The sequence below is a fragment of the Pseudomonas sp. BIGb0558 genome (genome assembly GCF_024807515.1).
Taxonomy (GTDB): domain Bacteria; phylum Pseudomonadota; class Gammaproteobacteria; order Pseudomonadales; family Pseudomonadaceae; genus Aquipseudomonas; species Aquipseudomonas yamanorum_A.
Genome location: NZ_JANUEW010000005.1, coordinates 226,121 through 251,958 on the forward strand (window position 1 = coordinate 226,121; position 25,838 = coordinate 251,958).

Consider the following 25,838-nt stretch of genomic DNA (forward strand, 5'->3'; position numbering starts at 1 on the left):
CGTTAGTGCCTCTGAGGCGCGCTATTCTACAATCTTAAAAACCTCTGTCAACCCTTTAAATTGCTTTTAAGACAAGGATTTGCGCTTCTTTCTGATTTCTCCTTGGGGAGAAGAAACCGTTGGGCTGACGTTGCTGCGGGGCGCACTTTACAAGCCTTTGCCTTACAGTTCAACGCCCTATCGAAAAAAAAGGCCCCGCAATGCGGGGCCTCTTCTTATAGCACTACAGCCTGGACTCAGTGGAAGACGATTTCGTCGTTCTCCACCGTAGCCTCGACGCTGGTGCCCGGCATAAAGCTGCCCGACAGGATCAGCTGTGCCAACGGGTTCTCGATCCAGCGCTGGATAGCACGCTTCAACGGCCGTGCGCCATACACCGGGTCGTAACCAACGGCGATCAGCTTGTCCAACGCCTCGCGGCTCAGCTCCAGCGACAACTCGCGCTCCGCCAGACGGCTGCGCAGGCGGCCCAACTGGATCTCGGTGATGCCCGCGATCTGATCCCGAGCCAAAGGCTCGAAGATCACCACTTCATCGACCCGGTTGATGAACTCCGGCCGGAAGTGGCTGGTCAGCGCGTCCATCACCGCTGCACGCTGGGCTTCACGATCACCCACCAGTTCCTGGATCTGTACCGAGCCCAGGTTGGAGGTCATCACGATCACCGTATTACGGAAATCCACGGTACGCCCGTGGCTGTCCGTCAGCCGGCCATCTTCCAGCACTTGCAGCAACACGTTGAACACATCCGGGTGGGCCTTCTCGACCTCGTCCAGGAGGATCACCGAGTAAGGCTTGCGCCGCACTGCCTCGGTCAGGTAACCGCCCTCCTCGTACCCTACATAGCCTGGTGGAGCTCCGATCAGGCGAGCCACGGAATGTTTCTCCATGAACTCGGACATATCGATCCGTACCATGGCCTCTTCGGTATCAAAGAGGAACTCGGCCAAGGCCTTGCACAGTTCGGTCTTACCCACGCCGGTCGGGCCGAGGAACATGAACGAGCCGCTCGGACGGTTCGGGTCGGACAACCCGGCCCGGGAACGCCGTACCGCGTTGGACACCGCGACAACAGCCTCTTCCTGGCCGATAACGCGCTGGTGCAACAGGCTTTCCATCTTCAACAGCTTGTCGCGCTCGCCTTCGAGCATTTTCGACACAGGGATACCGGTCCACTTCGAGACGACTTCGGCGATTTCTTCCTCGGTCACCTTGCTGCGCAGCAATTGGTTCTCAGGCTTGCCGTGCTGGTCGACCATCTGCAGGCTGCGCTCCAGGTCCGGGATCACCCCGTACTGCAACTCGGCCATGCGGTTCAGGTCGCCTTTACGGCGTGCCGCTTCCAACTCCTGGCGGGACTGCTCGATCTTTTGCTGGATCTGCGCAGAACCCTGCACTTCGGCTTTTTCCGAGGTCCAGATTTCTTCGAGGTCCGAATACTCGCGCTCAAGGCGAACAATTTCTTCCTGGAGTTTTTCCAGGCGTTTCTTCGCCGGCTCGTCCTCTTCTTTCTTCAGGGCCTGGGATTCAACTTTCAGTTGAATCAGGCGCCGATCCAGACGATCCAGGACTTCGGGCTTCGAATCGATCTCCATCCGAATACGGCTGGCCGCCTCGTCGATCAGGTCGATGGCCTTGTCCGGCAACTGACGATCAGTGATGTAGCGATGGCTCAATTTCGCCGCCGCAATGATCGCGCCGTCGGTGATCGCGACTTTATGGTGAACCTCGTACCGCTCTTTCAGGCCACGCAGGATCGCGATGGTGTCTTCTTCGCTCGGCTCTTCCACCAGTACTTTCTGGAAGCGTCGCTCGAGGGCCGCATCCTTCTCGATGTACTGGCGATATTCATTCAGCGTGGTCGCACCGACGCAATGCAACTCACCACGAGCCAGTGCTGGCTTGAGCATGTTGCCCGCGTCCATCGAACCTTCGCCTTTGCCGGCGCCGACCATGGTGTGCAGTTCGTCGATAAACAGAATGATCTGCCCTTCCTGCTTCGACAGTTCATTCAGCAGGGACTTGAGGCGTTCTTCGAACTCGCCACGGAATTTGGCGCCCGCAATCAGCGACCCCATATCCAGCGACAACAGGCGCTTGCCTTTAAGGCCATCCGGCACTTCGCCATTAATGATGCGCTGGGCCAGGCCTTCGGCAATCGCGGTTTTACCCACGCCAGGCTCGCCGATCAATACCGGGTTGTTCTTGGTGCGGCGCTGCAGGACCTGAATGGTGCGACGAATTTCATCGTCACGGCCGATCACCGGATCGAGCTTGCCTTCTTCGGCGCGCTTGGTCAGGTCGACGGTGTATTTGTCCAGGGCCTGGCGCGACTCCTCGTGGTTAGGGTCATTTACCGCTTCGCCGCCACGCAAATTGTTGATGGCATTTTCCAGGGCTTTCTTGCTCACGCCCTGGCCCAGCAACAATTTGCCGAGCTTGCTGTTGTCGTCCATCGCGGCGAGCAACACTACTTCACTGGAGATGAACTGGTCACCCTTCTGCTGGGCCAGGCGGTCGGCCTGGTTCAACAGGCGCGCCAGGTCCTGGGACATGTTCACGTCGCCAGTTGGATTTTGGATTTTCGGCAGTTGGTCGAGCTCTTTGCTCAACTCCTTGCGCAGGCTGTTGACGTCAAAGCCCACCTGCATCAGCAAGGGTTTGATGGAACCGCCTTGCTGCTCCAGGAGCGCTTGCATCAAGTGCGCAGGCTCGATGGCCGGATGGTCCAGGCCAACCGCCAGAGATTGGGCGTCAGATAAAGCCAACTGCAATTTGCTGGTTAAACGATCAATACGCATTAGTCACCTTCCTTTTGAGCAGGCCGGAGCTATGAACAAACACATCCTGAATGAAGAAACCTGCCAGATACCCCTATAGATGGGGTGGATTCTGCAAGATTCAAGCAGCCTATCGCTGACTTGCGTCAGGATTGACCCAAGTCAAGAGAGTCTAGCGTTCGAGCCAGATAAGGGAGGCAAACCGACCGGTGCGCGGGCTGCGACGGTAGGAATAGAAACGGGGATCGGTCACGGTACAGAAGCCGCCACCGTACACAGCTGTGACTCCGCGGGCTGCGAGGCGTAGGCGGGCCAGCTGATAAATGTCGGCCATGAACTTGCCCGGATTCTGACTGGGGACAAACGCCGCAATCGTTTCCGGAAGTTGCTGCACAAAGGCTTCCCGCACTTCCGGGCCGACTTCAAAGGCTTGCGGACCAATGGCAGGGCCCAGCCAGACCAGCACTTCGCCAGGTTCGGTATCCAGGCTTTCAAACGCTGCTTCCAATACACCGGCAGCCAGGCCACGCCAACCGGCATGGGCTGCCGCAACGCGGGTGCCCGCGCGGTTGCAGAAGAGCGCAGGCAGGCAATCGGCAGTCATTGATGTACAGGCGATGCCAGGGGTGCTGGTCCAACTGCCATCTGCTTCGGCAGTCCGACCGGGATCGGCCTCAACCACAACGACACCGTGAACCTGACGCAGCCAGGCCGGCTGGATATTGAAGGCAGCGGTGAGGCGACGGCGATTTTCAAGAACGGCGTCGAGATTGTCCTCAACATGATCGCCAAGATTGAGGCTGTCGAACGGCGCCACACTGACGCCGCCCGCACGGGTAGTAACACAGGCTTTCACCCCGGCCGGCGCGGGCCAGTCAGGAATCAGCCAGTCACTCATCCGATAAACGCCTCGCGATCCTGCTTGAGCAGCGACAACAACCAGACAAAATCGTCTGGAAGTGGCGATTCCCAGCTCATCCGCTTACCGCTCGTCGGATGATCCAGTTCCAGGAAGCGTGCATGCAGTGCCTGGCGCGGGAAGGTTTTCAGCGAATCAACCATGGTTGCACTGGCCGCCGGCGGAATACGGAAGCGACCACCATAGGCCGGATCTCCGACCAACGGGAAGTTGATGTGCGCCATGTGTACCCGAATCTGGTGGGTACGACCGGTTTCCAGCTTCACCCGCACGTGAGTGTGGGAGCGGAAACGTTCGAGCACACGGTAATGGCTGACAGCCTGCTTGCCGCCTTCCATCACCGCCATGCGCTGGCGCTGCTGGCCGTGGCGACCGATCGGGGCATTGATTTTGCCACCGGCGGTTACCACGCCGATCACGATGCATTCGTAGATCCGGCTGACACTGCGGCTCTGCAGTTGTGTGACCAGCTGCGTCTGCGCCTGAATGGTCTTGGCCACCACCATAAGGCCGGTGGTGTCCTTGTCCAGGCGGTGCACGATGCCGCAGCGCGGGACATTGATGATGTCCGGCACGTGGTGCAGCAAGGCATTGAGCAGCGTGCCATCAGCGTGCCCGGCGGCCGGGTGAACCACCAGGCCTGCGGGTTTATTGATCACCAGGATGTCGTCGTCTTCATAGACGATGTCCAGTTCAATGTCCTGGGCGATCCATTCTCCCTGGGCTTCCTGCTCGGCAGTCAGCTCAAGAATCGCACCACCATGGACTATGTCTCGCGGGCGGATAACCGCTCCATCCACAGTCAGGCGGCCGTCTTTGATCCAGGCGGAAAGGCGCGAGCGCGAGTGCTCAGCGAATAATTGTGCGGCGACTTGATCGAGGCGTTGGCCGCCCAATTCGGACGGCACCTCTGCGCGAAGTTCAATTTTATCGGACATGCTCAGACTAGGCGTGGCACAGCCTTTGGTTTCGGCTGCGCGCTTGTGGTTAAATACGGCGTCTTTTGCCCCGAGGCTTTCCAAGGGGCGCTCATCATAACAGGACGGCCCCGCCCAAGACAGCGGCCGTCATAGGGACGCAAGCCGCCATGCAAGTGAAACACCTGCTGCTGATCGCCATCCTCGCCATGACTGCTGCTTGCTCGTCAACAAAGGAAGTCGTCGACGAAAACCTGAGCGAGGTCGAGCTGTACCAACAAGCTCAGACCGACCTGAACAACCACAGCTACACCAGCGCCACGGCAAAGCTGAAGGCACTGGAGTCGCGGTATCCGTTCGGGCGCTACGCCGACCAGGCCCAGCTCGAGCTGATCTACGCCAACTACAAGAACGCCGAGCCGGAAGCTGCCAAGTCCGCCGCCGAGCGTTTTATCCGCCTGCACCCGCAACACCCGAACGTAGACTACGCCTACTACCTCAAGGGCCTGACTTCGTTTGACCAGGACGTCGGCCTGCTGGCGCGCTTCCTGCCGCTGGACATGACCAAGCGTGACCCGGGCGCTGCCCGCGACTCCTACAACGAGTTCGCCCAACTGACCAGCCGCTACCCCAACAGCCGCTACGCGCCGGACGCCAAGCAGCGCATGATCTACCTGCGCAACCTGCTGGCTTCCTACGAGATCCACGTAGCCCACTACTACCTGACCCGTCAGGCGTATGTCGCCGCTGCGAACCGTGGCCGCTATGTCGTGGAAAACTTCCAGGAAACCCCGTCCGTGGGTGACGGCCTGGCCGTGATGACCGAGGCTTACCAGCGCCTGCACCTGGACGCCCTGGCGGCCACCAGCCTGGAAACCCTGAAGCTCAACTACCCGGACCACCCAAGCCTGAAGGACGGCCAGTTCGTACCTCAGGTAGCCGAAGCCGACAACCGTTCGTGGTTGAGCAAGTACACCCTGGGCCTGATCGAGTCCCGTCCACCGCTGCCGCCGGGTGAAACCCGCGCCAACCAGGACATCATCAAGCAATACCAGGACGCCAAGGATTCGATTCCATCGGACCTCAAGCCCCGTGACGAAAACGGCGACATCATCGAAGAGCAAGGGCCTCAAGCCCTGGGCAACAACGAAGACCGCTCGTGGTTCAGCTACATGACCTTCGGTATCTTCGACTGATCGTTCGCCGCGACGCAAAAAGGGAGCTCTTCGGAGCTCCCTTTTTTATTGCGCAGCATTATTGCGCTGTGCGCCTGCCACGTCCTTGGCTAAACTGGCGCATTCCTTGTCGAGAAGCTGCCCACCATGGTTCGTCTACTGTTCTGGATTGCCGTTATTGCTGCCGCGGTATGGTTTTGGCGCAAATTCAAAAGCCCGGCCGCCAAACAGCAGCGGCCCAGCGAACCCGGCACCATCCAGATGGTGCGTTGCGCCCACTGCGGCCTTCACCTGCCGCAGGACCGGGCCTTGAGCCAGCGCCAGGAGTGGTATTGCACCCAGGCGCACCTGGAGCAAGGGCCGAAGGCTATCCAGCGTTGATTCGGCCTGCCGGCGCGTACGGTGTCGGATCAATGATCGGCTGACGCTCCAGCAACAAATCGGCGAACAACTGGCAGGACGCCGGCGCCAGCACCAGGCCATTGCGGTAATGCCCGCAGTTGAGCCACAGCCCCTCAAACCCCGATACTTTGCCAATATAGGGAATGCCTTCCGGCGACCCTGGCCTCAAGCCGGCCCAATGCCCAACCACTTCGGCATCGGCCAGGGCCGGAATCAACTCGACGGCCGAGGCTTTCAGGCTTTCCAGCGCGGAAACGGTAGGCGTCTTGTCGAAACCCTCATGCTCCAGTGTGCTGCCGATCAGAATATGCCCATCGCGCCGGGGAATCGCATAACGGCCCTTGGCCAGGACCATGCACGACAAAAAGTCCGACGCGCACTTGTACAGGATCATCTGGCCCTTGACCGGCTCCACGGGTAACGCCAACCCCAGGCTACCGAGCAACTCACCGCTCCAGGCGCCGGCGGCGAGCACTACCTGATCACCACGGATCGGCCCAAACGCCGTGTTCACGCCAACGACCTTCCCGCCTTCCTGAATAAACCCATCAACCGCGCACTGCTCGTGAATCGTCACGCCTGGCAAGGCCAACAAGGCCGCCTTGAGGGATTTGACCAGTCGCGGATTACGCACATTGGCCACATCCGCCATATAGATCGCCTGGGAAAACCCGGCGCCCAGCACCGGCACCGCGTCATGGGCCGCTGAAACATCCACCTTGCTCAGCGGGCGCCCTTCGCGGGCGGCCCAGGCAAGCGCCTCTGCTTCATCGTCCAGATCCAACCAATACAGACCCGTGGTGTGAACTTCAGGATCAACGCCAGTCGCTGCAAACAGACGCTCTGCCAGTTGCGGGTAAAAGTCCTGGGACCAGTGCGCCAGAGCCGTCACCGCCGGGCTATAGCGCCACGGATAGAGTGGGGAAACAATGCCGCCACCTGCCCACGAAGACTCCTGCCCGACCGCCGAACGATCCAGCAGCACAACCGCCTGCCCCTGGGTCGCCAGGTTGAACGCTGTCAACAAGCCGATTACCCCACCACCCACAACCACTACTTGCTGTTGCTTAGCCATTGTTCGATCCAGCCGATAAAAAGAAAAAGGCACGCCCGGCGCCCAATCGTCCAGCTTCCTCATCATTGCCCCCAACACGCCTTGCCCGTCATATCAGGCGCGGCCCCCGGATTGCTTCGCGCACCGGTACTGCTCAGGCTGAAGGCGGCACAGGGATCGCCCGCCATCACCGAGTCAATCGCCGGCGTGGCAAGCAGAACGAAATCCTGAGGGTTCAATGCAGGGGTGATTCTATAGCGATCATTGCCGGCGATGACGCCAGTCGCATCAATAAAAGTACCGTTCCTCGCGTAATAACGCTCAAGGTACTGGGCTTGCTCAGTCAGCAACCCGGCAATTTCCGCGCGATAGACCTTTTTCATATGGCTGGCGTACCCGGGATAGGCGACGCCGGCCAGGAGACCGATGATCGCCACGGCGATCAATAATTCGATCAGGGTGAAGCCTGTGCAATCCTTGCTCATCGTGCTGCTCACCTATTGAAGTTGTCGCCACATGATTCGTCGAAAACGCTCACCGGGACCGCTGCCCACGTGCGCATACACAGATTCCAGGACGGACCGCGAGTGGCCACTGACACCCACCGACGTCACGCGATAGAGGGTGGCCTGGGTTTCTGCCGGCAGATGAGCCAGCCCCGTCCCCGAGCCCAGGTTTTGAATGCCGTAAAGGCTGTCCTTCATCCCGACCCAGGTCACGGTCGACACGGGGTTCGTCCCTGGTCCCACGACGGAAACCGACTCGGCAGGAGGCGCACAGGCAGTAGTCGAGCGACAACGGCGCAGGGCAAAACCAGGCGCCTGCACCAAAGACTCGCCAAGCCTTAGGCCGCTTTCGGCCAACTGAAACGACTGGTTGCGCTGGCGAACGCTGCCGGTCATTTTTTCCTGGGAGATTGCGCCCTGCATCGAAAACAACCCGATTAGCGCCAACAGCAGCAGGAATACCAGGGCGACCATCAACACCATGCCTGACTGCCTCGAACGTGAGAGGTAATAACCCATCATCGAGCTACTCCAGCCGATTACGCAGCGCCGCTACAACGCTGTAGGTCTGGTCTTTAACCAATCCTTTCGGGTCCTGAAGCGTCAGCAGAATCCGCACACTACGTATCAGCGACTCATCAGCGGGGTCAGGGTCGTATCGGCTGACAATCGTTGAGCCCGCCTTCCCGGCCACCCCGAAACTGATATCGAATGCACCCACGTTATCCACCAGCACGGCCTTGCTCGGGGCCGCCAGCGTGCTGAACTTCAACTGCCCGCCCTCGAAGGTGTAAGTCAGCCTGCGCAGTGGAAAGCGGGTCTGCCCGGGCGCTGGCACAGGCCCGCTCCCTGCATAGGCTTGGGCAGCGCCGGTGCAATCGGAAAGCACTGTCCAGTCAGGCTTGCTGCCACCCTCTCCGACGTCGGCGGTCACCAGCGTCAGGGACCGTGAGCTGCCAGTGATACTCCAGCCGATGGGACGATCAAACCCCGCAGGCGCATTGCCGATTGAGGCGGTGGACAGGCAGCCAAACATGCCCGCCAGGCGTATTTCCTGAATCAGCTTGCCCAGCACAAAGCGTGCATCATCCTGCAACAACGAAGCTGAATTCTGGCTGGCATGAGTGATTCGGGAGCTGAGCGCGACCTGGGTCACCCCCATGATCAGCACCAGGCCAAGCGCCAATGCCAGCAGCATCTCCACCAGACTGAAACCGCGAGCCGCGCCCCTCATGGCAGCGCCCTCGAGTCGACGGCAACCCGGCTCGTCAGGGTGAATGTTTCCCGGGCGCCTTGAGCCTTCGCTGCGCGAGAGTCGTCCCAACTGATGCTGATGGTCACCTCTCGCTGATTGACCACGACCGAGCCTTTGGCGCTCTCCCCGGCAAACCCTGCAATGTTGGCTTCGAAATCGTGCAGGTCCAGATCACGGACACTGGCGACCGCCGTACTGGCAGGCGCGCGCTCGCTCTGCCCCCATGAGTAATCGGCGCCCGAGTTGGCGCGGATTCGGTCAAGCATGTCGTACGCAATGAAACTGGCCTGGCTGGTCATCCTGGAACTGTCGGTGTACTTCAGCGCATTGAGCTGAATCACCGCCGCCCCCAGCAGGCCAACGGCGAGGATCAGCACAGACACCAGGACTTCGATCAGGGTCATCCCGGCCTGGGCCGGTTGAGGTCGAAACGTTACGGGGCAAGTGTTCATTACCATCGCCATCCATGTCGAAGGTCGTCAAAAAGCAGAAGAAAATCTGCAGTGCGACGCAAGACTAGCGTCGGTCTTGGCCCAGCGCTGCACCCCGGAACAAAGCGAAATACTTTGGACAGGATGGCCATCATTCGAGGTTCCAACCCCAGCGCTATAACTATGTCTGCCATCCGGCATCGACTGAAAAAACACACCGCGTCCACGGAGGGACGGCACATGAAACAACGAGGTTTCTCGCTGATCGAGCTGATACTGGGCCTGTTCCTGAGCGGCATCCTGGCCAACCTGGCAGTGCCGAGCCTCAAGGGGCTGCTGGAGTCGCAACGGCGCCAAAACGCCGCCGAATCCCTTGCCGGTGGTGTGCGCTACGCCCGCACGGAAGCCATCGCACGCAATCGCACGGTGGTCATCCATGCATTGGACGACGACTGGAGCCGAGGATGGAGGGTGATACTGGACCTGAACGGTCGCGGTCATCTGGACGACGACAACCCGATACTGCTGGAGCGCCAGGACAGTGGGCAGATACCGATTGTGGGGAATACGCCAGTGCGAACCCAGATACGCTTCAGCGGCTTGGGGGAGCCGCTGCTGTCAGCGGGGGCCTTCAGTGCTGGCACGGTCCACGTGTGCGCGACCGACCAGCAACTGAGCCTGTATCAGATAGTGCTGGCAGCCAGCGGGCGAATCAGCCTGCGCAGTAACAAGACCGAGCAGGCGCTGTGCCGGGGCTATGCCGGCACCCTGGGACTCAGAGCAGCGAACGAACCCGCAGCTCCTTGGGCATGGAGAAAGTGATGTTCTCTTCACGACCAGCCAGTTCATCAGCGCCCGTGGCGCCCCAGGCCTGCAATTGTTGAATCACACCACGCACCAGCACTTCCGGGGCCGAGGCACCCGCAGTGATACCAATGCGCTCGACACCGTCGAACCAGCTGCGCTGCATGTCTTCGGCACCATCGATCAGGTAGGCCGGAGTCGCCATGCGCTCGGCCAGCTCACGCAGCCGATTGGAGTTGGAGCTGTTGGGGCTGCCCACCACCAGTACCACGTCGCATTCGTCAGCCAATTGCTTGACCGCATCCTGGCGGTTTTGCGTGGCGTAGCAGATGTCATCCTTGCGTGGCCCGCCGATGGCCGGGAAACGCGAACGCAAGGCATCGATGACGCGGCTGGTGTCGTCCATCGACAAGGTGGTCTGGGTAACGAAGGCCAGCTTTTCAGGGTTGTACACCTGCAAGGCGGCGACGTCTTTTTCGTCCTCTACCAGGTAGATCGCGCCGCCATTGCTGGCGTCGTACTGGCCCATGGTGCCTTCGACTTCCGGGTGACCGGCGTGGCCGATCAGGATGCATTCACGACCGTCACGGCTGTAGCGCGCGACCTCGATGTGCACCTTGGTTACCAGCGGGCAGGTGGCGTCGAAGACTTTCAGGCCACGGCCTGCAGCTTCGGTACGCACCGCCTGGGAAACACCGTGGGCGCTGAAGATGACGATTACGTCGTCCGGCACCTGGTCCAGCTCTTCAACGAAGATGGCGCCGCGACTGCGCAGGTCTTCGACCACGAATTTGTTGTGGACGACTTCATGGCGCACGTAAATCGGCGGCCCGAAGACTTCCAGGGCGCGGTTGACGATTTCAATCGCCCGGTCCACGCCGGCGCAGAAGCCACGGGGGTTGGCGAGTTTGATTTGCATGCTGTGCCTCGTGTCTTGCCCTGTAGGAGCGGGCTTGTGTGGCGAGGGAGCTTGCTCCCGCTGGGCTGCGAAGCAGCCCCACTCTGGGCAATCAAGACACATCAGATGTATCTCGATGAACAGTTTGGGAGTGCTACGCACTCCAACGGGAGCAAGCTCCCTCGCCACAACAGCCTCGCGCCTACAGTAGGCCGGTTTCGTTAGTTACAGCGCTTTAACGTCGATGATTTCAACATCAAAGGTCAAGGTTTTCCCGGCCAACGGGTGGTTGAAGTCGATGGTCACTTGCGCGTCATCAAAGGCTTTCACCACACCTGGCAGCTCGGTATTCGCCGCATCATTGAAGATCACCAGCAAGCCTTCCGACAGCTCCATGTCCTGGAACTGCGAACGCGGGATGATCTGCACGTTTTGCGGGTTGGGCTGGCCAAAGGCGTTTTCCGGCAGGATCTGCAGGTTGCGCTTGTCGCCGGCCTTGAAACCGAACAGTGCCGCCTCGAAGCCCGGCAGCAGGTTGCCGTCACCGACCTTGAAGGTCGCCGGGGCCTTGTCGAACGTGCTGTCGACCGTGTCGCCATTCTCCAGGCGCAATGCAAAATGCAAGGTGACTTCCGTGTTCTGGCCGATGCGTTGCTCAGCCAATACCTGTTCAGTCATGAACGGTCTCTCCGGTTTTCTTACTTTTGAACATATCCAACGCCAGCATGATTGCACCGACGGTGATGGCGCTGTCGGCAAAATTGAACGCCGGGAAGTACCAGCGGTTCTGCCAATGCACCAGAATGAAGTCGATCACATGGCCCAGGGCGATACGGTCGTACAGGTTGCCCAGCGCACCGCCCAGCACCAGCGCCAACGCGACGGCCAGCCAGGTGTCATCGCGCCCCAGGCGCTTGAGCCAGACCACCAGCACCGCACTGACCACCACGGCAATCAGGGCAAACAGCCAGCGCTGCCAGCCGGAGCTGTCAGCCAGGAAGCTGAACGCAGCGCCGGTGTTGTAGGCCAGGGTCCAGCTGAAGTAGTCGGGAATCACCACGATCTGCTGGTACATCTGCAAGGCGCCTTCGAAATGAGCCTTGCTGAGCTGGTCAATGACCAGCACCAGCACGCTCAGTACGAGCAAGCCCAGGCGTCCAAAACGACTGGCTTTAGGCATAGTGACGAACCTCGCCAGCGCCAGAGATGTTGTCGACGCAACGACCGCAGATTTCCGGATGCTCCGGGTTCACGCCGACATCTTCACGGCAGTGCCAGCAACGGGCGCACTTGGGGAAGGCCGACTTGACCACTTTGAGCTTGAGGCCCGGGACTTCGGTCGCCACGGCGTCCGCCGGAGCCTGGGTAAACGGTGCCAGGCTGGCGGTGGACGTGATCAACACGAAGCGCAGTTCGTTGCTCAGCTTGGCCAGGTCAGCGGTCAGGCCTTCCTCGGCAAACAGCGTGACTTCGGCCTGCAGGTTGCCGCCAACGGCTTTCGCCGCGCGCTGCACTTCCAGCTCCTTGTTCACGGCAACCTTCACCGCCATCACGCCTTCCCAGTACTCGCGACCCAGCTCGAAGTCGGCCGGCAATTCGGTCAGGCCTTCGTACCATGTGTTGAGCATCACGGATTCGTTACGCTCGCCCGGCAGGTATTCCCACAGTTCGTCGGCGGTGAAGGCCAGGATCGGTGCGATCCAGCGCACAAGCGCTTCGGAGATGTGGTACAGCGCGGTCTGCGCCGAACGGCGGGCCTTGCTGTTGGCGCCGGTGGTGTACTGGCGGTCCTTGATGATGTCGAGGTAGAAGCCACCCAACTCCTGCACGCAGAAGTTGTGGATCTTCGAGTAGACGTTCCAGAAACGGTATTCGCCGTAGTGCTCCTGCAACTCGCGTTGCAGCAACAGGGTACGGTCCACGGCCCAACGGTCCAGGGCGAGCATTTCCTCGGCCGGCAGGATGTCGGTGGCCGGGTTGAAACCGGTCAGGTTCGACAGCATGAAGCGTGCGGTATTACGGATCCGGCGGTAGGCATCGGCGCTGCGCTGCAGGATCTGCTCGGACACGGCCATCTCGCCCGAGTAATCGGTAGAGGCAACCCACAGGCGCATGATGTCGGCGCCCAGGGTGTCGTTGACCTTTTGCGGCGCGATCACGTTGCCCAGGGACTTGGACATCTTGCGACCGTTCTCGTCGACGGTGAAACCGTGGGTCAGCAACTCGCGGTACGGGGCGTGATCGTCGATCGCGCAGCCGGTGAGCAGCGAGGAGTGGAACCAGCCACGGTGTTGGTCGGAACCTTCCAGGTACAGATCGGCACGCGGGCCGGTCTCGTGACCCATCGGGTGCGAGCCGCGCAGGACGTGCCAGTGGGTGGTGCCCGAGTCGAACCAGACGTCGAGGGTGTCGCTGATCTTGTCGTACAGCGGCGCTTCGTCGCCCAGCAGCTCGGCGGCGTCCAGTTTGAACCAGGCTTCGATGCCCTCTTGCTCAACGCGCTGGGCAACCACTTCCATCAGCTCGACAGTCCGTGGGTGCAGCTCGCCGCTTTCCTTGTTCAGGAAGAACGGGATCGGCACGCCCCAGTTGCGCTGACGGGAGATGCACCAGTCCGGACGGTTGGCGATCATCGAGTGCAGGCGCGCCTGGCCCCAGGCCGGAACGAACTTGGTGTCTTCGATCGCTTTGATCGCGCGCTTGCGCAGGGTTTCGCCGCTGTTCGGCTCTTTGTCCATGCCGATGAACCACTGCGCGGTGGCGCGGTAGATCAGCGGAGTCTTGTGGCGCCAGCAGTGCATGTAGCTGTGGGTGATGGTTTCGGTGTGCAGCAGCGCACCGACTTCCGACAGCTTGTCGATGATCGGCTGGTTGGCCTTGAAGATGAACTGGCCGCCGAAGAATTCCAGGGACGGCGCGTATACGCCGTTGCTTTGCACTGGATTGATGATGTCGTCGTTGACCAGCCCGTACTGCTTGCAGATCACGAAGTCGTCCACGCCATAGGCAGGCGAGCAGTGAACCACGCCGGTGCCGGCGCCCAGTTCAACGTACTCGGCCAGGTAGATTGGCGACAGGCGGTCGTAGAACGGGTGACGGAAGTTGATCAGCTCCAGCGCGGAGCCGGTCGTGGTCGCGATCACCGAGCCTTGCAGGTTGTAGCGGGCCAGGCACGACTCGACCAGCTCTTCAGCCAGCACCAGCAGGCGATCACCGACGTCCACCAGGGCATAGGTGAATTCCGGGTGCACGTTCAGCGCCTGGTTGGCCGGGATGGTCCACGGGGTGGTGGTCCAGATCACGATGGAGGCTGGCTTGGCCAGGCTCGCCAGGCCGAAAGCCTCGGCCAGCTTGGCTTCGTCGGCGATCGGGAAGGCCACGTCGATGGTCGAGGACTTTTTGTCTTCGTATTCCACTTCTGCTTCAGCCAGGGCCGAACCACAGTCGAAGCACCAGTTCACGGGCTTGAGGCCCTTGAACACGAAACCGCCCTTGACGATTTCGGCCAAGGCACGGATTTCACCGGCCTCGTTCTTGAAGTCCATGGTTTTGTAAGGGTTGGCCCAGTCGCCCAACACACCCAGGCGGATGAATTCGGACTTCTGCCCTTCGATCTGCTCGGTGGCGTAGGCACGGCACAGTTCGCGGGTTTTATCCGCGCCCAGGTTCTTGCCGTAGGTCACTTCGACTTTGTGCTCGATCGGCAGGCCGTGGCAGTCCCAACCCGGAACATAAGGCGCGTCGAAACCCGACAGGGTTTTCGAACGCACGATCATGTCCTTGAGAATCTTGTTCAGCGCATGACCGATGTGAATCGTGCCGTTGGCATAAGGAGGGCCGTCGTGCAGGACGAATTTCGGACGATCCTTGCCAATCTCGCGCAACTTTCCGTACAGGCCAATACTGTCCCAGCGCTGCAGGATCTGCGGTTCGCGCTGTGGCAGGCCGGCCTTCATTGGGAAGGCGGTGTCCGGAAGGTTTAGCGTGGCTTTATAGTCGGTCATTTAAGGCTCTTCATTAGCGATGGGCGCTAGGTGCGGCTAGTGCACGGGCGGCGGCGACATCCGCATTGATCGCCGTTTTCAACGCCTCCAGGGAGGCGAAACGCTGCTCTTCACGCAGCTTTTGGTGGAAAGCCACCGTCAAACGCCGGTCATACAGATCACCGGCAAAATCCAAAAGGTGAACTTCCAGGTGGGCTTTGCCATCACCTGCAACCGTGGGCCTGACGCCTATGTTGGCGACTCCGGGCCACGATTGGCCGTCGATGTCGACACTCACCAGGTAAACCCCGGTCAGCGGCACACGACGGCGCTTGAGTTGCACGTTGGCGGTCGGCGTGCCCAGTTGGCGCGCCAGCTTCTGGCCGTGCAAAACCCGCCCGGCAATCCGGAACGGGCGACCGAGCAAGCGCTCGGCCAAGGCGAAGTCGGCAGCGGCCAGGGCGTTACGCACCTGGGTACTGCTCACGCGCAGGCCGTCCAGTTCGACGGTTTGCGCGGCTTCGACGGTAAAACCCTGGGTGACGCCGGCTTGTTGCAGGAAATCGAAGTCCCCTACCCGGTCGCAACCGAAACGGAAGTCGTCGCCGACTTCCAGGTGCTGCACGCCCAGGCCATCCACCAGGATGCGGTCGACGAACTCGGCGGCACTGAGGCTGCGCAAACGCTGGTTGAAAGCCAGGCAAAGGACACGGTCCACGCCCTCTTCCGCCAGCAGCTGCAGCTTGTCCCGCAGGCGGGCCAGACGTGCCGGCGCCGTCTCAGGAGTAAAAAATTCGCGGGGTTGTGGTTCAAAAATCACCACACAGCTGGGCACGCCCAACTCAACCGCACGCTCACGCAGGCGGGCCAGGATAGCCTGGTGGCCACGGTGAACACCGTCAAAGTTGCCAATAGTGGCGACGCAGCCCCGATGCTGGGGGCGCAGGTTGTGGAGACCTCGAACCAGCTGCATAACGCGCTTCTTGCTCATAAAGTGGTCGATTATAACCACACCCGGCCCTGGACGACAGGCAACAGCGCAGGCCATTTGCGCGAATCGATAAAACAACCGCTTTATCGACGAAAAGTCTCTAGCTCAGCGACTTGCGATTGAAATCCCGCAAGCGGAAGCCCATCAGCAGCAACATGCCGAAGTACACCACAACGCCAGCGACCACCAACGCACCGAGGCGCATGAAGCGCTCCAGCATCTGGCCCTGATCCCAGGCTGGCATGAAGTGCATCAGGCCCAGCAGCACCGCGGCCATTGCCCCCACGGCCACCACCAGCTTGATCGCGAACAGACTCCAGCCCGCCTGAGGCTGGAACATTTTCTGTTTACGCAGTTGATAAAACAGCAGGCCGGCATTGATGCAGGCCCCGACACTGATTGCCAGTGCAAGCCCGGCATGCTTCAGCGGGCCAATGAACGCCAGGTTGAGCAGTTGCGTCACCACAAGGGTGAAGATCGCGATTTTTACCGGGGTACGGATGTTCTGTTGAGCATAAAAGCCGGGAGCCAGCACCTTGATCACGATAATGCCCAGCAGGCCGACGGAATAGGCGATCAACGCACGCTGGGTCATCGAGGCGTCAAACGCGGTGAACTGGCCGTACTGGAACAGCGCAACCGTCAGTGGCTCGGCGAGCAACCCTAGCGCCACGGCGCACGGCAGCACCAGCACGAAGCACAGGCGCAGGCCCCAGTCGAGGATCCGCGAATACTCGTGGCGGTCCTTGCTGGCATAGGTGCGCGACAGCGTAGGCAGCAGGATGGTACCGAGCGCAACGCCCAGCACGCCGGATGGCAACTCCATCAGGCGATCGGCGTAGTACATCCACGACACCGAGCCCGAGACCAGCAGCGAGGCAAAGGCCGTGTTGATGATCAGCGAGATCTGGCTGACGGAAACCCCAAGGATCGCCGGCAGCATGTTGCGCATCACCCGCCAGACGCCCGTGTCCTTGAGGTTCAGGCGCGGCAGCACCAGCATGCCGATTTTCTTCAGGTGCGGCAGTTGGTACAGCAGTTGCGCGAGGCCGCCGGCCAATACCGCCCAGCCCAGGGCCATCACGGGCGGATCGAAGTACGGCGTCAGGAACAGCGCAAAAATAATCATGCTGACGTTAAGCAGGGTCGGCACGAACGCCGGCACCGAGAAACGGTTCCAGGTATTGAGGATCGCCCCGGCCAGGGACGACAGGGAAATCAGCAATATATAAGGAAAGGTCACCCGCAACAGATCAGTGGTCAGGGCGAATTTTTCCGGCGTATTGGCAAAGCCGGGGGCTGTGGCCCAGATCACCCAGGGCGCAGCGAGCATCCCGGCAATCGTCACCAGCGTCAGCACCAGCGTCAGCAAACCCGACACATAAGCAATAAAGGTACGGGTCGCCTCCTCGCCTTGCTGGGCCTTGTATTCGGCCAGAATCGGCACGAATGCCTGGGAAAAAGCCCCCTCGGCGAAGATCCGCCGCAGCAGGTTGGGCAGTTTAAAGGCAATAAAGAAGGCATCCGTGGCCATGCTGGCGCCAAAAATACGCGCCAGCAGCGTGTCACGCACAAACCCAAGAACCCGGGAAATCATCGTGATAGAGCTGACGGCGGCCAACGACTTGAGCAGATTCATTGAAAGAGTTTTTGCCTATAGATAAAGAGCAGGCGAACAAACGGCCCACATATGCGATACTCCGCGCCTGCAACAAGCACAGAGCCAAAGCTCGCGAGTTTACAGGTCAAGCGCCGGAAATAAATCACCCGCCTCTTAAGATCGACCACTCAGCAGTTCGCATCACCCGCCCTTGACAAGACTTCAACTCATCGGCATGATTCGCGGCCTATTTTGTTTGCTATTTCCTAAAAAGTCTTTCGAGGAGCTCGACGGTGGCCAACACACCTTCCGCCAAAAAACGTGCAAAACAGGCTGAGAAGCGTCGCAGCCACAACGCCAGCCTGCGTTCCATGGTTCGTACCTACATCAAGAATGTAGTTAAAGCCATTGACGCAAAAGACGCTGAAAAAGCTCAAGCTGCTTACGTTCTGGCCGTGCCAGTTATCGACCGTATGGCCGATAAAGGCATCATCCACAAGAACAAAGCTGCTCGCCATAAAGGTCGTCTGAATGGCCACATCAAGGCTCTGAACCTTGCTGCTGCAGCCTAAGCGATAAGCTTGTTAAAAAACCGACCCCAGGGTCGGTTTTTTATTGCCTACGTTTTTACAGGCACTGCAAAACAAATGTGGGAGCTGGCTTGCCCGCAATAGCATCACCTCGGTATCACTGATACACCGAAGTGCCTGTATCGCAGGCAAGCCAGCTCCCACATAGAGCAGGGTTATTGCCCAGCAGGCCACGGCAGGATCGGAATCGCCGTCACCGCATTCTGCGGGCTGCCTTCGATCAAGCGGTCGCTGTAGACCAGATACACCAGGGTATTGCGCTTCTTGTCGAGGAAACGCACCACCTGCACGGTCTTGAACACCAGGGACGTGCGCTCCTTGAACACCTCATCCCCATCCTTCAGCTCGCCCTTGAAGCGAATCGCCCCTACCTGACGACAGGCAATCGACGCCTCGGCGCGATCCTCAGCCAGACCCAAGCCGCCCTTCACCCCGCCCGTCTTGGCGCGAGACAGGTAGCAGGTCACACCATCCACCTTCGGATCATCAAAGGCCTCGACCACGATCCGATCATTGGGGCCGACAAACTTGAACACCGTCGACACCTGGCCAATCTCTTCGGCCGACGCCAGCAACGGCATCGCCAGCAGCAAACCGAGCAATCCCTTCATTACGCGCATCGAGACATCCCTATTACTTAAACCAGAATCAGGTTATCCCGGTGAACCAGCTCCGGCTCAGCCATGTAACCCAACAGACCGACAATCGCCTCAGACGACTGCCCAATGATTTTCTGCGCCTCAAGGGCGCTGTAGTTAGCCAGGCCACGGGCAATCTCACGCCCGTCAGGCGCCACACACACCACCATCTCGCCACGGCGGAAGCTGCCCTGGACCAGTTTTACACCCACCGGCAGCAGGCTTTTGTTGCCCTGAGCCAACGCAGACACCGCCCCCGCATCCAGCACCAGGGTACCGCGCGTCTGAAGATGCCCCGCCAGCCACTGCTTGCGCGCCGCCAGCATGCCGCGCTCGGGCGACAGCAGCGTACCGATGCGCTCGCCCGCCTTGAGACGGTCCAGCACCCGCTCGATCCGACCACCGACGATGATCGTGTGCGCACCGGAACGCGCCGCCAGCCGCGCCGCACGCAGCTTGGTCTGCATGCCGCCGCGCCCCAGGGCACCACCGACACTGCCGGCTACCGCATCCAGCGCCGGGTCATCGGCACGCGCTTCGTAAATCAGCTGGGCATCCGGGTTATTGCGCGGATCAGCGTCGAACATGCCGTCGCGATCGGTGAGGATCACCAGCAAGTCAGCCTCGACCAGATTAGCCACCAAGGCTGCCAAGGTGTCGTTATCGCCGAAACGGATTTCGTCAGTCACCACGGTGTCATTCTCGTTGATCACCGGGATCACCTTGAGTTCAACCAGAGCGCGCAGGGTGCTGCGGGCATTCAGGTAACGCTTGCGGTCGGACAAGTCATCATGGGTCAGCAGAATCTGCGCCGTGTGGCGACCGTACTCGGCAAAGCTGGATTCCCAGGCCTGCACCAGGCCCATCTGACCAATGGCGGCAGCGGCTTGCAGCTCGTGCATCGCGCTGGGTCGCGCGGTCCAGCCAAGACGGCTCATGCCCGCGGCAACCGCCCCGGACGACACCAGCACCAACTCGACGCCAGCCTCATGCAAGGCCACCATCTGGTCCACCCAGACGCTCATGGCCGCACGATCCAGCCCTTTGCCATCCGCCGTCAGCAGCGCGCTACCGATCTTAACGACCCAACGCTGCGCACCTGTCACCTTGCTCCGCATCATCTTCAACCTTAGATAGAGGGCCGCGCGACCCAGCGCCGCCCATAACGTTATTCGTGACTACCGATTTCCAGATACCAAAACGCCGCTCGATTGAGCGGCGCTTAAGTTTACTGCAACGAATCAGTCGCGCACGTAAATGATTTCCGGGCCATCTTCATCATCCACGTCTTCTTCGTCCCAGTCGTCGTCACCGATATCATGGACCGACTTGACGCCACTGCGACGCAGCGCACGCTGGTCATCCAGCGCCTGCAGCTGGGCACGGGCTTCGTCTTCGATGCGCTGATCCAGCTCGGCCAGCTCTGCCTTGTAGACAGGGTCGGCCGCGAGGCGATCGGCACGATCTTCGAGGTAACGCATGATGTCACGCGTCAGGCGCTCAGTGCCTTCTTTGGCAATGGCCGAGATCACGTAGACCGGACCGGTCCATTCCAGGCGATCAACGATCTCCTTGACGCGCTCTTCGTGCTCTTCCTCGAGGATCTGGTCGCACTTGTTCAGCACCAACCAACGATCACGCTCCGCCAGGGACGGGCTGAACTTGGTCAGCTCGCTGACGATCACTTCAGCGGCGTCCGGCGCACTGGTGTCGTCCAGCGGCGCCATGTCGACGAGGTGCAGCAGCAAACGGGTACGGGACAAGTGCTTGAGGAAACGAATCCCCAGGCCCGCGCCATCGGAAGCACCTTCGATCAGGCCCGGAATGTCCGCAACCACGAAGCTTTTCCAGCGATCGACGCTGACCACGCCCAGGTTCGGCACCAGAGTGGTGAACGGGTAATCGGCGACTTTCGGCTTGGCAGCCGACACCGAGCGGATGAACGTACTCTTGCCGGCGTTCGGCAGACCCAGCAGGCCTACGTCAGCCAGCACCTTCATTTCCAGCTTGAGGTCACGCTGCTCGCCAGGCTTGCCCGGCGTGGTCTGGCGTGGCGCACGGTTGGTACTGGATTTGAAACGGGTGTTACCCAGACCGTGCCAGCCGCCATGAGCCACCAGCAGGCGCTGACCGGCCTTGGTCAGGTCACCGATGATTTCCTGGGTAGCGGAGTCGATTACGGTGGTGCCGACCGGAACCCGCAGCACCAGCTCTTCGCCTTTCTTGCCGGTGCAGTCGGTGCTGCCGCCGTTGGAGCCACGCTCGGCATCAAAGTGCCGGGTGTAACGGTAGTCCACCAGGGTGTTGAGGTTTTCGTCGGCGATCATGTAGACCGAGCCGCCATCACCACCATCACCGCCGTTAGGACCACCGTTTTCGATGAATTTTTCCCGACGGAAACTCATGCAACCGTTACCGCCGTCGCCAGCTTTTACTCGGATCGAAACTTCATCAACAAACTTCATAACAAAACGCCTCTCGTCGCACGGACGAGCTTAAGAAACCAAGACATAAGACTCTTGCAAAAATGAGCGCAGCGACCTCAAGCAACGACCGCAAATCCACTGCTTTCGCCCATCACAAACAGCTTTGCAAGAGACTCACCCCACAAACGAAAAAGCCCCGTCGCGAGACAGGGCTTTTCCAGCAACTACGTAATTATGCCGCGACGACTTCAGTCTTCGGGACAATGCTCACGTAACGGCGGTTGAAAGCGCCTTTTACTTCAAACTTGATCACGCCGTCGATTTTAGCGAACAGAGTGTGATCTTTACCCATGCCAACACCGTAACCGGCGTGGAATTGGGTGCCGCGCTGACGCACGATGATGTTGCCCGGAATGATAACCTGGCCGCCATACATCTTCACGCCAAGGCGTTTGGCTTCTGAGTCGCGACCGTTACGGGTACTACCACCAGCTTTTTTGTGTGCCATGAGTCAATTCTCCTAGTGAGGAATTAGGCTGAAATTAAGCCTGAATACCGGTGATTTTGATCTCGGTGTACCACTGGCGGTGGCCCATACGCTTCATGTGGTGCTTACGACGACGGAACTTGATGATGCGGACTTTATCGTGACGACCTTGGGAGATCACTTCAGCCACAACGGTAGCGCCTGCAACAACTGGAGCGCCGATGTTCACGTCATCGCCATTGGCGACCAACAGAACGCGATCAAAAGTAACGGATTCGCCAGTAGCGATTTCCAGCTTCTCGATCTTCAGGTATTCACCTGGGGCGACCTTGTATTGCTTGCCACCAGTAACAATTACTGCGTACGACATGGTATTTCTCCGATAATCCTGCTCACCCAGCGCTTTATAAGAAGAGGTATTGGCTGGCATGGCTGCATGGGATGGACGTCCCGAATGCAATTGCGTAAGGCAGGTGCTGCCCAGGAAGTTCAGGGTGCGCGATTGTACGCAAGCTATGGAGGTGTTGCAAGTAGCCGTCTATCGCGCCTTGACACTACGGGACGTGGGTCCTAGCATGCCGCGCAACCCTTCTGGAGCGACTGTCGCTGATGCAACCCCAAGCTTTCTACCGCGCGGTGGCGGACGATTTTAGCGCCGTCGACGGCATCATCAAGAAGCAGCTGACTTCTAAAGTGCCGCTGGTCTCCAAAATTGGCGACTACATTACGTCGGCCGGCGGTAAACGCCTGCGTCCTTTATTAGTGTTGCTGTGTGGCAAGGCCCTCGGCCGCGAAGGCGATGACCTGCGCCTGCTGGCCGCGACCATCGAGTTCCTGCACACCGCCACCTTGCTGCACGACGACGTGGTCGACATGTCCGGCATGCGCCGCGGTCGCGAGACGGCCAACGCGATGTGGGGCAACGCGCCGAGCGTGCTGGTGGGCGACTTCCTGTACTCGCGCTCGTTCGAAATGATGGTCGAGCTGGGCTCGATGCCGGTGATGAAGATTCTTTCACAGGCCACGCGCATCATCGCCGAAGGCGAAGTGTTGCAGCTGTCGAAGGTTCGCGACGCCAGCACCACCGAAGAAACCTACATGGAAGTGATTCGCGGCAAGACCGCGATGCTCTTCGAAGCCTCGACCCACAGTGCCGCAGCCCTGTGCGAAGCGACACCCGAGCAGCGCGAAGCCCTGCGCACCTTCGGCGATCACCTGGGCGTGGCCTTCCAACTGGTGGACGACCTGCTGGATTATCGCGGCGACGCCGAAACCCTGGGCAAGAACGTCGGTGACGACCTGGCCGAGGGCAAGCCAACCTTGCCGCTGATCTACACCATGCGCGAAGGCACGCCGGAACAGGCGGCCCTGGTGCGCAAGGCGATCCAGAAAGGCGGGATCGAAGACCTGGAAAGCATCCGCGAAGCCGTGGAAGCCTCGGGCTCCCTCGAATACACCGCACAACTGGCCCGTGACTACGTCGCTCGTGCCATCCAGTGCCTGGAAGCCCTTCCAGCCAGCGAATACCGGGACGCCCTGGTTGAGCTGAGTGAATTTGCGGTCGCCCGTACTCACTGATTCTGCTCTGCTTCATGTGGGAGCTGGCTTGCCTGCGATGCAGGCACCTCGGTTTGTCTGTCACACCGCGGTGATGCAATCGCAGGCAAGCCAGCTCCCACAGCGTTCTCTGGCGTTGCTGCACCCTGCCCGGCTAAAACCCTATACAATGTGCGCTTTTTAGCCATCCTGAAACTAAAGGAGCTTTAGTGAGCACGTTGCCACCCTGCCCAAAATGCAATTCCGAATACACCTACGAAGACGGCGCCCAGCTGATTTGCCCGGAATGCGCCCATGAGTGGGCCGTCGGTGGCGAAGCCGAGGCTGCCAGCGATGAATCCGTGAAGAAAGACTCTGTGGGCAACGTCCTGCAGGACGGCGACACCATCACCGTGATCAAGGACCTCAAGGTCAAGGGCACGTCCCTGGTGGTCAAGGTCGGCACCAAGGTCAAGAACATCCGCCTGTGTGACGGCGACCACGATATCGACTGCAAGATCGACGGTATCGGCCCGATGAAACTCAAGTCCGAGTTCGTCCGCAAGGTCTGAACCTGCTGCCTCCATCCCGTGCCCTGCACGGGATGGCGCTTCACCCTCCCCGCGTCACTTCCGCACTGGCGGCAAAAGGCCAGGCCTTTTGATCAGAAACAATATCCACACAGAAAAGTCCGGAAATCGCCAATAGGCACTTGCTATTCCTTGAATAAGAATTATTCTCATTGAAACCCATCAAGGAGATGCTTCCCATGACTTATTTGATCGATGCCTGGCTGGACCGTCCACACCCTTACCTGCGAATCCTCCATCGGGAAACCGGGGAAGTCTGCGCAGTGCTGGAAGAAGAAGCGCTAAGCGAACTGCAGGACCAGGGCGACCTGGACGTCAATGGCCTGAGCTCCAGTGAACCTGGGGTATTGAAGGAGGTGGTGAGAAATCTGTTTCTGTTCTGCTATGCCCGGGCGTTGCGCCCAGTGACGGATCTCAATGGCAAGTTTCATCCATGAGCAACCTGCAAACCCTGAATAACACTGGCTCTATGTGGGAGCCGGGTTGCCCGCGATGCAAACGACTCGGTTTAACTTGAAACCGAGGTGATGCTATCGCAGGCAAGCCAGCTCCCCCCTAGAGCCAGGAGCAACTGTCAGCAGGTATTACAGAACGTCGAGCAGCTCGACGTCGAACACCAGAACGCTGTGCGGCGGGATGCTGCCAACGCCTTGAGCGCCGTAAGCCAGTTCGCTCGGCACGTACAGACGCCATTTGCTGCCGGCATTCATCAGTTGCAGGGCTTCGGTCCAGCCAGGAATCACGCCGCCAACCGGGAATTCAGCAGGCTGGCCACGCTCGTAGGAGCTGTCGAACACAGTGCCGTCGATCAGGGTGCCATGGTAGTGAGTACGTACCTGGTCTTCACGGGTCGGCTTGGCGCCGCTACCTGCAGTCAGCACTTCAAATTGCAGGCCGGAAGCCAGGGTGGTGATGCCGTCACGCTTGGCGTTTTCAGCCAGGAAAGCCAGGCCTTCGCCAGCAGCGGCTTCAGCTTTTGCAGCAGCTTCGGCTTGCATGATCTCGCGGATGACCTTGAAGCTGGCGGCCATTTGCTCCTGGTCCACACGGGAAGGCTTGCCGGCGAAAGCGTCGGTCAGGCCAGCCAGGATCGCATCCAGGCTCACGCCCGGTGGCGGGTTGTCGCGCAGTTGGTCGCCCAACTGACGGCCAATGCCGTAGCTCACGCGGGTTTCGTCGGTGGACAAGTTGACTTCGGACATGGAACTGCTCCGCTGTAGGACGACAACACACGCCGTCCAAACTAAAAGGGCGAGCAGCCTAGCACACAAGCCACGCCCTTGATGAGCCCCGCGCAGGAGAGCGCCAGGGGGTAATTAATGCTTGGTGACCTTATCCAGGTAACCCATGGCAAACGCCGACACTACAAACGTCATGTGAATGATCACGTACCACTTCAGGTGCTCGGGGTCGACGTTCTTGGCGTCCATGAAGACCCGCAGCAAATGGATCGACGAAATCGCCACGATGGACGCCGCGACCTTCATCTTCAGCGACGAGGAGTCCATGGTCCCCAGCCAGTTGAGCTTTTCCTTGCTTTCGTCGATGTCCAGCTGGGAGACGAAGTTCTCGTAGCCGCTGATCATCACCATCACCAGCAGGCCGCCCACCAGCGCCATGTCGATCAACGACAGCAGTACCAGGATCACATCCGACTCGCTCATGGAGAACACCATGGGAATCACATGGAAGACTTCCTGGAAGAACTTCAACCCCAGCGCCAGCAGCCCCAGGGACAAACCGAAGTAGATCGGCGCCAACAGCCAGCGTGAGGCATACATTGCATTTTCGATAAAGCGTTCCATTGAATCTCACACAGCGTGGCTAAAAATGGCGCCGAGTATACCAGCCGCATC

The 25,838-nt window shown here is 59.9% G+C and carries 28 protein-coding genes; 7 read left to right on the forward strand and 21 right to left on the reverse strand.

From position 1 onward, the window contains the following. Positions 1-236: 236 nt before the first annotated feature. The 3 genes from clpB to rluD form a co-directional block, all read right to left on the reverse strand. The gene (clpB, locus tag M2400_RS10160) at positions 237-2,801 is read right to left on the reverse strand and encodes an ATP-dependent chaperone ClpB (RefSeq protein ID WP_169386332.1); all 2,565 of its coding nucleotides are present in this window, start codon (positions 2,799-2,801) and stop codon (positions 237-239) included. 151 nt (positions 2,802-2,952) lie between these two features. Beyond that, positions 2,953-3,678: a peptidoglycan editing factor PgeF gene (gene pgeF / locus M2400_RS10165; protein WP_259195895.1), complete on the reverse strand. Its 726-nt coding sequence runs from the start codon at positions 3,676-3,678 to the stop codon at positions 2,953-2,955. After that, a complete protein-coding gene (gene rluD, locus M2400_RS10170) occupies positions 3,675-4,637 on the reverse strand; it encodes a 23S rRNA pseudouridine(1911/1915/1917) synthase RluD (RefSeq protein ID WP_003215899.1) in 963 nt (320 codons plus the stop codon). The genes pgeF and rluD overlap by 4 nt, the downstream gene beginning before the upstream one ends. A gap of 149 nt (positions 4,638-4,786) precedes the next feature. Between rluD and M2400_RS10175 the strand changes: the two genes are divergently transcribed. Both M2400_RS10175 and M2400_RS10180 read left to right on the forward strand, forming a co-directional pair. Beyond that, positions 4,787-5,812 (forward strand): outer membrane protein assembly factor BamD, encoded by a 1,026-nt coding sequence (locus M2400_RS10175; protein WP_008432851.1) that lies wholly within the window; start codon positions 4,787-4,789, stop codon positions 5,810-5,812. Between the two features lie 126 nt (positions 5,813-5,938). Beyond that, positions 5,939-6,172: a PP0621 family protein gene (locus M2400_RS10180; protein ID WP_177043385.1), complete on the forward strand. Its 234-nt coding sequence runs from the start codon at positions 5,939-5,941 to the stop codon at positions 6,170-6,172. Here M2400_RS10180 and thiO read toward each other — a convergent pair. The 5 genes from thiO to pilV form a co-directional block, all read right to left on the reverse strand. Continuing rightward, positions 6,159-7,268 carry a glycine oxidase ThiO gene (thiO, locus tag M2400_RS10185; RefSeq protein WP_259195898.1) on the reverse strand — a complete coding sequence of 370 codons (1,110 nt, stop codon included), beginning with the start codon at positions 7,266-7,268 and terminating at the stop codon, positions 6,159-6,161. The genes M2400_RS10180 and thiO overlap by 14 nt on opposite strands. Before the next feature lie 62 nt (positions 7,269-7,330). Beyond that, positions 7,331-7,732, reverse strand: a complete 402-nt coding sequence (locus M2400_RS10190; protein ID WP_177043383.1) for a type IV pilin protein — start codon at positions 7,730-7,732, stop codon at positions 7,331-7,333. A gap of 12 nt (positions 7,733-7,744) precedes the next feature. Next, positions 7,745-8,272 carry a PilX N-terminal domain-containing pilus assembly protein gene (locus M2400_RS10195; RefSeq protein ID WP_259195918.1) on the reverse strand — a complete coding sequence of 176 codons (528 nt, stop codon included), beginning with the start codon at positions 8,270-8,272 and terminating at the stop codon, positions 7,745-7,747. Positions 8,273-8,279: 7 nt separating this feature from the next. After that, positions 8,280-8,987, reverse strand: coding sequence for a PilW family protein (locus M2400_RS10200; protein ID WP_177120528.1), 708 nt, complete (start codon positions 8,985-8,987; stop codon positions 8,280-8,282). Then, positions 8,984-9,460, reverse strand: coding sequence for a type IV pilus modification protein PilV (gene pilV / locus M2400_RS10205; protein ID WP_177043381.1), 477 nt, complete (start codon positions 9,458-9,460; stop codon positions 8,984-8,986). The genes M2400_RS10200 and pilV overlap by 4 nt, the downstream gene beginning before the upstream one ends. Before the next feature lie 219 nt (positions 9,461-9,679). Between pilV and M2400_RS10210 the strand changes: the two genes are divergently transcribed. Beyond that, positions 9,680-10,261 carry a GspH/FimT family pseudopilin gene (locus tag M2400_RS10210; RefSeq protein WP_177043380.1) on the forward strand — a complete coding sequence of 194 codons (582 nt, stop codon included), beginning with the start codon at positions 9,680-9,682 and terminating at the stop codon, positions 10,259-10,261. On the opposite strand, the gene ispH is transcribed toward M2400_RS10210, so the two are convergent. The 6 genes from ispH to murJ all read right to left on the reverse strand — a co-directional run bounded on the left by ispH (position 10,215) and on the right by murJ (position 17,754). Then, a complete protein-coding gene (ispH, locus tag M2400_RS10215) occupies positions 10,215-11,162 on the reverse strand; it encodes a 4-hydroxy-3-methylbut-2-enyl diphosphate reductase (RefSeq protein WP_259195899.1) in 948 nt (315 codons plus the stop codon). The genes M2400_RS10210 and ispH overlap by 47 nt on opposite strands. A 204-nt stretch (positions 11,163-11,366) precedes the next feature. Continuing rightward, on the reverse strand, positions 11,367-11,804 hold the full coding sequence (gene fkpB, locus M2400_RS10220) for an FKBP-type peptidyl-prolyl cis-trans isomerase (RefSeq protein ID WP_003215879.1): 438 nt from the start codon (positions 11,802-11,804) through the stop codon (positions 11,367-11,369). Between the two features lie 7 nt (positions 11,805-11,811). Further along, positions 11,812-12,321, reverse strand: a complete 510-nt coding sequence (gene lspA / locus M2400_RS10225; protein ID WP_010174962.1) for a signal peptidase II — start codon at positions 12,319-12,321, stop codon at positions 11,812-11,814. Continuing rightward, the gene (ileS, locus tag M2400_RS10230; protein ID WP_177043379.1) at positions 12,314-15,145 is read right to left on the reverse strand and encodes an isoleucine--tRNA ligase; all 2,832 of its coding nucleotides are present in this window, start codon (positions 15,143-15,145) and stop codon (positions 12,314-12,316) included. Before ileS ends, lspA begins: the two co-directional genes overlap by 8 nt. A gap of 13 nt (positions 15,146-15,158) precedes the next feature. Beyond that, the gene (ribF, locus tag M2400_RS10235; RefSeq protein WP_076014011.1) at positions 15,159-16,097 is read right to left on the reverse strand and encodes a bifunctional riboflavin kinase/FAD synthetase; all 939 of its coding nucleotides are present in this window, start codon (positions 16,095-16,097) and stop codon (positions 15,159-15,161) included. 118 nt (positions 16,098-16,215) lie between these two features. After that, on the reverse strand, positions 16,216-17,754 hold the full coding sequence (gene murJ, locus M2400_RS10240; protein WP_177043378.1) for a murein biosynthesis integral membrane protein MurJ: 1,539 nt from the start codon (positions 17,752-17,754) through the stop codon (positions 16,216-16,218). 254 nt (positions 17,755-18,008) lie between these two features. Here murJ and rpsT point away from each other — a divergent pair, with 254 nt between their 5' ends. Further along, positions 18,009-18,287, forward strand: a complete 279-nt coding sequence (gene rpsT, locus M2400_RS10245) for a 30S ribosomal protein S20 (protein WP_003215870.1) — start codon at positions 18,009-18,011, stop codon at positions 18,285-18,287. Between the two features lie 173 nt (positions 18,288-18,460). On the opposite strand, the gene M2400_RS10250 is transcribed toward rpsT, so the two are convergent. From M2400_RS10250 to rplU, 5 genes are all read right to left on the reverse strand, one after another. Further along, complete coding sequence (locus M2400_RS10250; RefSeq protein WP_259195902.1) at positions 18,461-18,925, reverse strand: CreA family protein; 465 nt, start codon at positions 18,923-18,925, stop codon at positions 18,461-18,463. Between the two features lie 17 nt (positions 18,926-18,942). Next, entirely contained in the window at positions 18,943-20,061 is a 1,119-nt protein-coding gene (proB, locus tag M2400_RS10255) for a glutamate 5-kinase (protein WP_259195919.1), read from the reverse strand. A gap of 123 nt (positions 20,062-20,184) precedes the next feature. Beyond that, on the reverse strand, positions 20,185-21,408 hold the full coding sequence (cgtA, locus tag M2400_RS10260; RefSeq protein WP_076014014.1) for an Obg family GTPase CgtA: 1,224 nt from the start codon (positions 21,406-21,408) through the stop codon (positions 20,185-20,187). Between the two features lie 193 nt (positions 21,409-21,601). Further along, the gene (gene rpmA, locus M2400_RS10265) at positions 21,602-21,877 is read right to left on the reverse strand and encodes a 50S ribosomal protein L27 (protein WP_003215862.1); all 276 of its coding nucleotides are present in this window, start codon (positions 21,875-21,877) and stop codon (positions 21,602-21,604) included. A gap of 34 nt (positions 21,878-21,911) precedes the next feature. After that, positions 21,912-22,226: a 50S ribosomal protein L21 gene (gene rplU, locus M2400_RS10270; protein WP_003176051.1), complete on the reverse strand. Its 315-nt coding sequence runs from the start codon at positions 22,224-22,226 to the stop codon at positions 21,912-21,914. Positions 22,227-22,465: 239 nt separating this feature from the next. Here rplU and M2400_RS10275 point away from each other — a divergent pair, with 239 nt between their 5' ends. The 3 genes from M2400_RS10275 to M2400_RS10285 all read left to right on the forward strand — a co-directional run bounded on the left by M2400_RS10275 (position 22,466) and on the right by M2400_RS10285 (position 24,419). Then, on the forward strand, positions 22,466-23,434 hold the full coding sequence (locus tag M2400_RS10275; protein WP_177043376.1) for a polyprenyl synthetase family protein: 969 nt from the start codon (positions 22,466-22,468) through the stop codon (positions 23,432-23,434). A gap of 188 nt (positions 23,435-23,622) precedes the next feature. Then, on the forward strand, positions 23,623-23,964 hold the full coding sequence (locus M2400_RS10280) for a zinc ribbon domain-containing protein YjdM (RefSeq protein ID WP_003215858.1): 342 nt from the start codon (positions 23,623-23,625) through the stop codon (positions 23,962-23,964). 197 nt (positions 23,965-24,161) lie between these two features. Beyond that, positions 24,162-24,419, forward strand: a complete 258-nt coding sequence (locus M2400_RS10285) for a hypothetical protein (RefSeq protein WP_003215856.1) — start codon at positions 24,162-24,164, stop codon at positions 24,417-24,419. A gap of 147 nt (positions 24,420-24,566) precedes the next feature. Here M2400_RS10285 and M2400_RS10290 read toward each other — a convergent pair whose 3' ends face one another. Then, positions 24,567-25,184, reverse strand: coding sequence for an FKBP-type peptidyl-prolyl cis-trans isomerase (locus tag M2400_RS10290; RefSeq protein ID WP_177043375.1), 618 nt, complete (start codon positions 25,182-25,184; stop codon positions 24,567-24,569). Positions 25,185-25,298: 114 nt separating this feature from the next. Continuing rightward, positions 25,299-25,787, reverse strand: a complete 489-nt coding sequence (locus M2400_RS10295; RefSeq protein WP_010174946.1) for a TIGR00645 family protein — start codon at positions 25,785-25,787, stop codon at positions 25,299-25,301. Between the last annotated feature and the right edge of the window lie 51 nt (positions 25,788-25,838).

Bases quoted from the DNA above. Each gene is read 5' to 3' on its own strand.
- clpB (WP_169386332.1), bottom strand. From the start codon at position 2,801: ATGCGTATTGATCGTTTAACCAGCAAATTGCAGTTGGCTTTATCTGAC.
- pgeF (WP_259195895.1), bottom strand. From the start codon at position 3,678: ATGAGTGACTGGCTGATTCCTGACTGGCCCGCGCCGGCCGGGGTGAAA.
- rluD (WP_003215899.1), bottom strand. From the start codon at position 4,637: ATGTCCGATAAAATTGAACTTCGCGCAGAGGTGCCGTCCGAATTGGGC.
- M2400_RS10175 (WP_008432851.1), top strand. From the start codon at position 4,787: ATGCAAGTGAAACACCTGCTGCTGATCGCCATCCTCGCCATGACTGCT.
- M2400_RS10180 (WP_177043385.1), top strand. From the start codon at position 5,939: ATGGTTCGTCTACTGTTCTGGATTGCCGTTATTGCTGCCGCGGTATGG.
- thiO (WP_259195898.1), bottom strand. From the start codon at position 7,268: ATGGCTAAGCAACAGCAAGTAGTGGTTGTGGGTGGTGGGGTAATCGGC.
- M2400_RS10190 (WP_177043383.1), bottom strand. From the start codon at position 7,732: ATGAGCAAGGATTGCACAGGCTTCACCCTGATCGAATTATTGATCGCC.
- M2400_RS10195 (WP_259195918.1), bottom strand. From the start codon at position 8,272: ATGGGTTATTACCTCTCACGTTCGAGGCAGTCAGGCATGGTGTTGATG.
- M2400_RS10200 (WP_177120528.1), bottom strand. From the start codon at position 8,987: ATGAGGGGCGCGGCTCGCGGTTTCAGTCTGGTGGAGATGCTGCTGGCA.
- pilV (WP_177043381.1), bottom strand. From the start codon at position 9,460: ATGAACACTTGCCCCGTAACGTTTCGACCTCAACCGGCCCAGGCCGGG.
- M2400_RS10210 (WP_177043380.1), top strand. From the start codon at position 9,680: ATGAAACAACGAGGTTTCTCGCTGATCGAGCTGATACTGGGCCTGTTC.
- ispH (WP_259195899.1), bottom strand. From the start codon at position 11,162: ATGCAAATCAAACTCGCCAACCCCCGTGGCTTCTGCGCCGGCGTGGAC.
- lspA (WP_010174962.1), bottom strand. From the start codon at position 12,321: ATGCCTAAAGCCAGTCGTTTTGGACGCCTGGGCTTGCTCGTACTGAGC.
- ileS (WP_177043379.1), bottom strand. From the start codon at position 15,145: ATGACCGACTATAAAGCCACGCTAAACCTTCCGGACACCGCCTTCCCA.
- ribF (WP_076014011.1), bottom strand. From the start codon at position 16,097: ATGCAGCTGGTTCGAGGTCTCCACAACCTGCGCCCCCAGCATCGGGGC.
- murJ (WP_177043378.1), bottom strand. From the start codon at position 17,754: ATGAATCTGCTCAAGTCGTTGGCCGCCGTCAGCTCTATCACGATGATT.
- M2400_RS10250 (WP_259195902.1), bottom strand. From the start codon at position 18,925: ATGCGCGTAATGAAGGGATTGCTCGGTTTGCTGCTGGCGATGCCGTTG.
- proB (WP_259195919.1), bottom strand. From the start codon at position 20,061: ATGCGGAGCAAGGTGACAGGTGCGCAGCGTTGGGTCGTTAAGATCGGT.
- cgtA (WP_076014014.1), bottom strand. From the start codon at position 21,408: ATGAAGTTTGTTGATGAAGTTTCGATCCGAGTAAAAGCTGGCGACGGC.
- rpmA (WP_003215862.1), bottom strand. From the start codon at position 21,877: ATGGCACACAAAAAAGCTGGTGGTAGTACCCGTAACGGTCGCGACTCA.
- rplU (WP_003176051.1), bottom strand. From the start codon at position 22,226: ATGTCGTACGCAGTAATTGTTACTGGTGGCAAGCAATACAAGGTCGCC.
- M2400_RS10275 (WP_177043376.1), top strand. From the start codon at position 22,466: ATGCAACCCCAAGCTTTCTACCGCGCGGTGGCGGACGATTTTAGCGCC.
- M2400_RS10285 (WP_003215856.1), top strand. From the start codon at position 24,162: ATGACTTATTTGATCGATGCCTGGCTGGACCGTCCACACCCTTACCTG.
- M2400_RS10290 (WP_177043375.1), bottom strand. From the start codon at position 25,184: ATGTCCGAAGTCAACTTGTCCACCGACGAAACCCGCGTGAGCTACGGC.
- M2400_RS10295 (WP_010174946.1), bottom strand. From the start codon at position 25,787: ATGGAACGCTTTATCGAAAATGCAATGTATGCCTCACGCTGGCTGTTG.